Source organism: Cognatundibacterium oligocarboniphilum, assembly GCF_013377855.1.
GTDB lineage: Bacteria > Pseudomonadota > Gammaproteobacteria > Burkholderiales > Burkholderiaceae_D > Undibacterium > Undibacterium oligocarboniphilum.
Map to the genome: position 1 here is coordinate 1 of NZ_JABXYJ010000022.1, position 5,856 is coordinate 5,856.

The 5,856-nt window shown below is 49.7% G+C and carries 2 tRNA genes and 2 rRNA genes; all 4 read right to left on the reverse strand.

Annotated elements, in window-relative coordinates:
- Positions 1-114: 114 nt before the first annotated feature.
- The 4 genes from HV832_RS17040 to HV832_RS17055 all read right to left on the reverse strand — a co-directional run bounded on the left by HV832_RS17040 (position 115) and on the right by HV832_RS17055 (position 5,648).
- Positions 115-2,990, reverse strand: a 23S ribosomal RNA gene (locus tag HV832_RS17040).
- 753 nt (positions 2,991-3,743) lie between these two features.
- A tRNA-Ile gene (locus HV832_RS17045) sits at positions 3,744-3,820 on the reverse strand.
- A 110-nt stretch (positions 3,821-3,930) separates the two neighbouring features.
- Positions 3,931-4,006: transfer RNA gene (locus tag HV832_RS17050), tRNA-Ala, on the reverse strand.
- Positions 4,007-4,117: 111 nt separating this feature from the next.
- Positions 4,118-5,648, reverse strand: a 16S ribosomal RNA gene (locus tag HV832_RS17055).
- The 16S and 23S rRNA genes sit together here with 2 tRNA genes alongside, the layout of an rRNA operon.
- Positions 5,649-5,856: the final 208 nt, after the last annotated feature.

The following is a 5,856-nucleotide window of genomic DNA, read 5'->3' on the forward strand; positions in this document are numbered from 1 at the left end:
GTACTTTCGTACACTCGTACTTCATTTATGTTTCTTACTGGTTATGATTTGTACCAACATCCATTGGCGCACACTTCATATTGCTCACTTGTAGCCCATACCTGCTAAGGTTATAGGGACAAGCCTTACGGGCAATTAGTACTGGTTAGCTTAATGCATTACTGCACTTCCACACCCAGCCTATCAACGTCCTGGTCTCGAACGACCCTTTAAAGAGATCTAGTCTCTGGGAAGTCTCATCTTAAGGCGAGTTTCCCGCTTAGATGCTTTCAGCGGTTATCTCTTCCGAACATAGCTACCCGGCAATGCCACTGGCGTGACAACCGGTACACCAGAGGTTCGTCCACTCCGGTCCTCTCGTACTAGGAGCAGCCCCCTTCAAACTTCCAACGCCCACGGCAGATAGGGACCAAACTGTCTCACGACGTTTTAAACCCAGCTCACGTACCACTTTAAATGGCGAACAGCCATACCCTTGGGACCGGCTACAGCCCCAGGATGTGATGAGCCGACATCGAGGTGCCAAACTCCCCCGTCGATATGAACTCTTGGGAGGAATCAGCCTGTTATCCCCAGAGTACCTTTTATCCGTTGAGCGATGGCCCTTCCATACAGAACCACCGGATCACTATGTCCTACTTTCGTACCTGCTCGACTTGTCAGTCTCGCAGTTAAGCACGCTTATGCCATTGCACTATTAGCACGATGTCCGACCGTACCTAGCGTACCTTCGAACTCCTCCGTTACACTTTGGGAGGAGACCGCCCCAGTCAAACTGCCTACCATGCACTGTCCCCGACCCGGATTACGGGCCAAGGTTAGAACCTCAAATAAACCAGGGTGGTATTTCAAGGATGGCTCCACGCAAACTGGCGTCCACGCTTCTAAGCCTCCCACCTATCCTACACAGATCGATTCAAAGTCCAATGCAAAGCTACAGTAAAGGTTCATGGGGTCTTTCCGTCTAGCCGCGGGTAGATTGCATCATCACAAACACTTCAACTTCGCTGAGTCTCGGGAGGAGACAGTGTGGCCATCGTTACGCCATTCGTGCAGGTCGGAACTTACCCGACAAGGAATTTCGCTACCTTAGGACCGTTATAGTTACGGCCGCCGTTTACTGGGACTTCAATCAAGAGCTTGCACCCCATCATTTAATCTTCCAGCACCGGGCAGGCGTCACACCCTATACGTCCACTTTCGTGTTTGCAGAGTGCTGTGTTTTTATTAAACAGTCGCAGCCACCAGTTTATTGCAACCCCTTCGTCCTTCCCCCGCAGGGAGGTCAAACTACCAGGGCGTACCTTATCCCGAAGTTACGGTACCAATTTGCCGAGTTCCTTCTCCCGAGTTCTCTCAAGCGCCTTAGAATACTCATCTCGCCCACCTGTGTCGGTTTGCGGTACGGTCTCGTATGACTGAAGCTTAGAGGCTTTTCTTGGAACCACTTCCGATCGCTTCGTGAGCATGCTCACTCGTCTCAACCCCTTGAATTCCGTGCCCGGATTTACCTAGACACCTTCTCCAAGTCAAGAACAGGCTCTTCCAACCGCCTGACGACCTTCCGCGATCCGTCCCCCCATCGCATCATACGACGGTGCAGGAATATTAACCTGCTTCCCATCAGCTACGCATCTCTGCCTCGCCTTAGGGGCCGACTCACCCTGCTCCGATGAACGTTGAACAGGAAACCTTGGGCTTACGGCGTGGGGGCTTTTCACCCCCATTATCGCTACTCATGTCAGCATTCGCACTTCTGATACCTCCAGCAACCTTTACAAGTCACCTTCGCAGGCTTACAGAACGCTCTCCTACCATATCCTAAAAGGATATCCGCAGCTTCGGTGTACAGCTTAGCCCCGTTACATCTTCCGCGCAGGACGACTCGATCAGTGAGCTATTACGCTTTCTTTAAAGGGTGGCTGCTTCTAAGCCAACCTCCTGACTGTTTTAGCCTTCCCACTTCGTTTTCCACTTAGCTGTACTTTGGGACCTTAGCTGGCGGTCTGGGTTGTTTCCCTCTTGACACCGGACGTTAGCACCCGATGTCTGTCTCCCTTGCTCGCACTCGTCGGTATTCGGAGTTTGCAATGGGTTGGTAAGTCGCGATGACCCCCTAGCCATAACAGTGCTCTACCCCCGACGGTGATACAAGAGGCACTACCTAAATAGTTTTCGGAGAGAACCAGCTATTTCCAAGTTTGTTTAGCCTTTCACCCCTACCCACAGCTCATCCCCTAATTTTTCAACATTAGTGGGTTCGGTCCTCCAGTGCGTGTTACCGCACCTTCAACCTGGCCATGGGTAGATCACTTGGTTTCGGGTCTACACCCAGCGACTGATTTCGCCCTATTCGGACTCGATTTCTCTGCGCCTTCCCTATGCGGTTAAGCTTGCCACTGAATGTAAGTCGCTGACCCATTATACAAAAGGTACGCAGTCACAGAACAAGTCTGCTCCTACTGTTTGTATGCACACGGTTTCAGGTTCTATTTCACTCCCCTTCCGGGGTTCTTTTCGCCTTTCCCTCACGGTACTGGTTCACTATCGGTCGATATCGAGTATTTAGCCTTGGAGGATGGTCCCCCCATGTTCAGACAGGATTTCACGTGTCCCGCCCTACTTGTCGCATACTTAGTTCCACACCGATGATTTTATATACGGGGCTATCACCCTCTATGGCCGGACTTTCCATTCCGTTCTATTATCAAAGATGCTAAATCATGCAGGCTCTTCCCATTTCGCTCGCCACTACTTTGGGAATCTCGGTTGATTTCTTTTCCTGTAGCTACTTAGATGTTTCAGTTCGCCACGTTCGCTTCGTATCCCTATGTATTCAGAATACGATGACCTTTCGGCCGGGTTTCCCCATTCGGAAATCTGCGGATCAATGTGTGTTTGCTCACTCCCCGCAGCTTATCGCAAGCTACTACGTCCTTCATCGCCTGATATCGCCAAGGCATCCACCATGTGCACTTAGTCACTTGTCCCTATAACTTTAGCTNTGCTCACTCCCCGCAGCTTATCGCAAGCTACTACGTCCTTCATCGCCTGATATCGCCAAGGCATCCACCATGTGCACTTAGTCACTTGTCCCTATAACTTTAGCTTCTATGCAAACCAAAGTAGAAACCTACTTTGGTTTGGTTTAGTCAGGTAAAAATCCCTGGCAAAGCCAGATGATTTTTAGTTCATTCTCACTAAACCCAGCATAAAAAACGGTTATAGTTCTTTACTACTTATGAGTATTACTNCCTGCACACAAAAGTGAAACCCTACTTTTGTGTGATCTTGTTTCTTAAAAATGCCTGGCAGGGCCAGCTCATTTTTAATCGACAACATCTACGCAAAACCAGCTTTTCGCTCTGTTCGTCGTGCGCAAGACCGTTATAGTTCTTTACTACTTATGAGTATTACTTTAGCGTTTGCCGTATCTCAAGAATTTATTTTTTCTAAAACTGCCTTTCGGCTGCTTTTGATCAAACTCTTTTAATACTTTGTTTGTTCGATACAATCATAACCCTTCCATAAATTATTCAGCATGACTGTCGTCACACTAAACGAAGCACCCTTCCGGACACTTCCTTTACAGAAATAAATTTTGATTATTTCTACTTTACTTCTTCTGAATTGTTAAAGAACGAGTACTTCTTGTTGCTGAGTCTTGCGACTCTCTTTCGCTTTGAAAGAACAAACCTAAACAGCGCCCGCGCTATTTGCGTTTGTTTTCTCATCCTTACTTTTGGTAGGGCTGGTTGGGCTCGAACCAACGACCCCCGCGTTATCAACACGGTGCTCTAACCAGCTGAGCTACAGCCCCGCATGACTGTTTAAAACGCGCTTGCTCTGCGTTGCAACGCCTGGCCGTACTTGCGTACTGTCTGCTTCGTTGCGCCTTGATCAATCTCGTTTGAATCAGTCTTTTCCAGGTGGTGGAGGTTGACGGGATCGAACCGACGACCCCCTGCTTGCAAAGCAGGTGCTCTCCCAGCTGAGCTAAACCCCCATTCAGGTACTGCTTCCTACCGCAAAGCAGCTTCACTTCTGTTTACTACTTTTCTCGTCTTTTCTTTTAACAGTCAATAAAAGTGGACACTTAACTTCTGCGCTACTCTAGAAAGGAGGTGATCCAGCCGCACCTTCCGATACGGCTACCTTGTTACGACTTCACCCCAGTCACGAACCCTGCCGTGGTAAGCGCCCTCCTTGCGGTTAAGCTACCTACTTCTGGCAGAACCCGCTCCCATGGTGTGACGGGCGGTGTGTACAAGACCCGGGAACGTATTCACCGCGACATGCTGATCCGCGATTACTAGCGATTCCAACTTCATGTAGTCGAGTTGCAGACTACAATCCGGACTACGATACACTTTCTGGGATTAGCTCCCCCTCGCGGGTTGGCGGCCCTCTGTATGTACCATTGTATGACGTGTGAAGCCCTACCCATAAGGGCCATGAGGACTTGACGTCATCCCCACCTTCCTCCGGTTTGTCACCGGCAGTCTCATTAGAGTGCCCTTTCGTAGCAACTAATGACAAGGGTTGCGCTCGTTGCGGGACTTAACCCAACATCTCACGACACGAGCTGACGACAGCCATGCAGCACCTGTGTGCAGGTTCTCTTGCGAGCACTCCCAAATCTCTTCGGGATTCCTGCCATGTCAAGGGTAGGTAAGGTTTTTCGCGTTGCATCGAATTAATCCACATCATCCACCGCTTGTGCGGGTCCCCGTCAATTCCTTTGAGTTTTAATCTTGCGACCGTACTCCCCAGGCGGTCTACTTCACGCGTTAGCTGCGTTACCAAGACAATTAAGTCCCGACAACTAGTAGACATCGTTTAGGGCGTGGACTACCAGGGTATCTAATCCTGTTTGCTCCCCACGCTTTCGTGCATGAGCGTCAGTGTTATCCCAGGGGGCTGCCTTCGCCATCGGTATTCCTCCACATCTCTACGCATTTCACTGCTACACGTGGAATTCTACCCCCCTCTGACACACTCTAGCCTTGCAGTCTCCAATGCAGTTCCCAGGTTGAGCCCGGGGATTTCACATCAGACTTACAAAACCGCCTGCGCACGCTTTACGCCCAGTAATTCCGATTAACGCTTGCACCCTACGTATTACCGCGGCTGCTGGCACGTAGTTAGCCGGTGCTTATTCTTCAGGTACCGTCATTAGAATCCTATATTAGAGAACTCCGTTTCTTCCCTGACAAAAGAGCTTTACAACCCGAGGGCCTTCTTCACTCACGCGGCATTGCTGGATCAGGGTTGCCCCCATTGTCCAAAATTCCCCACTGCTGCCTCCCGTAGGAGTCTGGACCGTGTCTCAGTTCCAGTGTGGCTGGTCGTCCTCTCAGACCAGCTACTGATCGTCGCCTTGGTAGGCTTTTACCCTACCAACTAGCTAATCAGATATCGGCCATTCCAATAGCACAAGGTCCGAAGATCCCCTGCTTTCATCCACAGATCGTATGCGGTATTAGCTATCCTTTCGGATAGTTATCCCCCACTACTGGGTATGTTCCGATATATTACTCACCCGTTCGCCACTCGCCACCAGACCGAAGTCCGTGCTGCCGTTCGACTTGCATGTGTAAGGCATGCCGCCAGCGTTCAATCTGAGCCAGGATCAAACTCTTCAGTTTAATCTCTGTTTGTGTTCATTTCTGAACTCCTTCTTGCGAAGGTGTCGCTCACTCAAAATACTGACAGTTCGTTTCTTGCGAAACGTCTTGTTTGTTATTTCTTGCGAACATTTGATATTTTTTAAGCATGCCGGCCAGTTAAACTGACCGGTGCGCTTTCATCAAGTGCCCACATTTATTGACTGTTAATTGTTAAAGATCGCATTCT